This window comes from Mesorhizobium sp. P2_F8, assembly GCF_056403655.1.
Window position 1 is genome coordinate 1 of sequence record NZ_JBFUFB010000100.1, and the last position, 1,447, is coordinate 1,447.

At 57.1% G+C, this 1,447-nt stretch carries 2 protein-coding genes; both read left to right on the forward strand.

Annotated elements, in window-relative coordinates; translation table 11 throughout:
• A partial coding sequence (locus AC1DZP_RS36170; RefSeq protein WP_477309137.1) for a plasmid partitioning protein RepB C-terminal domain-containing protein occupies positions 1-517 on the forward strand: 517 nt, incomplete at its 5' end.
• A gap of 154 nt (positions 518-671) precedes the next feature.
• Positions 672-1,447: plasmid replication protein RepC (gene repC / locus AC1DZP_RS36175; protein ID WP_477309139.1), on the forward strand; the 776-nt coding region annotated here is incomplete at its 3' end.

Consider the following 1,447-nt stretch of genomic DNA (forward strand, 5'->3'; position numbering starts at 1 on the left):
ACAGGAAGCAGGATACAAACGGGATACCATCTGCGCTTCGTTGTCGACCGGAAAATCGCACGTCTCCGAGATGATCAAAATCGCCTCCTCGGTCGACAAGGAGATACTGCAATCGATTGGTAAAGCCCCCGGGATTGGTCGAGGACGATGGCAGGAATTCTCAAACCGCTATTCCGTCGACGGCTCACTCGCGAAAGCCTTCGATCTTACTCACAAAAACAAATTCCGCGAGGCAACGTCCGATGACAGATTCATCATGCTGCTTGAGACGCTGCCGTCGGATGCCAATGCGATTAAAGGACCTGCGGCTCCGGCCAAGCCATCAAAGCCCATGATTGCTATAAAATCCTGGGCTGCTCCAGACAAAACGGTCAGTGTCAGCCTCAAAGACAACGGAAAAACTACCATGATTGCCGTGGGAGAGGCCGAAGGATCGCGTTTCGCAGCGTTTATCGCCGGACAACTGGACGACCTGTTTGAGGCCTTTCGGAAGTCCACCACGAAACAAGGAGTCTGAAACCGCAAAAGAAAAAGGCCCCCGAACGGCAAGCCGTGGAAGCCTCTCTCTGAACTAAGCACTCCGAGAATCGCATCTCCACGAATCACTGTCAAGAGTCATTGGCGTCGTTTTGGCGAGCAGATTTCTTTTGCCTAATCGAGGGTGAAAGAAAATGGAGATGGGTATTGCAACGACGCCCTTTGGGCGGCGGCCGATGTCGCTTGCCATGCTGGCAGCGCAAAACGAGTCGCGTGAGATTCCCAAGGGCGGGGTCGTCGACAAGTGGCAGATCTACCGCAACCTCTGCGAAGGCAAGAGCATCGTCGGCATCGGCGATCGTGCTCTGGCCGTCCTGAATGCGTTGCTATCTTTCTATCCTGACACTGAGTTGAGTGAGGAAAACGACCTCATCGTCTTTCCGTCGAACGCTCAGCTGTCCCTCAGGGCACACGGGATGCCTGATGCCACGCTCAGGCGGCACCTGGCGGCTCTTGTGGACTGCGGGCTGATCATCCGTCGGRACAGCCCGAACGGCAAGCGTTACGCCCGCAAGGGTAGAGGAGGGGAGATCGAAGAAGCATTTGGCTTCTCCCTGGCGCCGCTGCTGGCCCGGGCTTACGAGTTCGAAGCGGCAGCCGAACGCGTTCGCGCCGACACCAGGGCACTCAGGCTTATGCGGGAGCGGATCACCTTGCACCGCCGTGACATCCACAAGCTGATCGAGGCGGCCCTTGACGAAGACGTCCGGGGCGACTGGGGCGGCCTGTGGGAGCGTTTCCGCGGCGTTGTGGAGGCAATTCCTCGCCGAGCTGGCATTGCCGAGCTCGAGCCGGTCGTAGGGGATCTTGCGGCATTACACGACGAAGTGAGTAAGCTGCTGGATGTTCATATGAAATCCACGAATCCGGGCGGCAATGACTCTCAAATCGAGCGGCAGCAATCTAATTC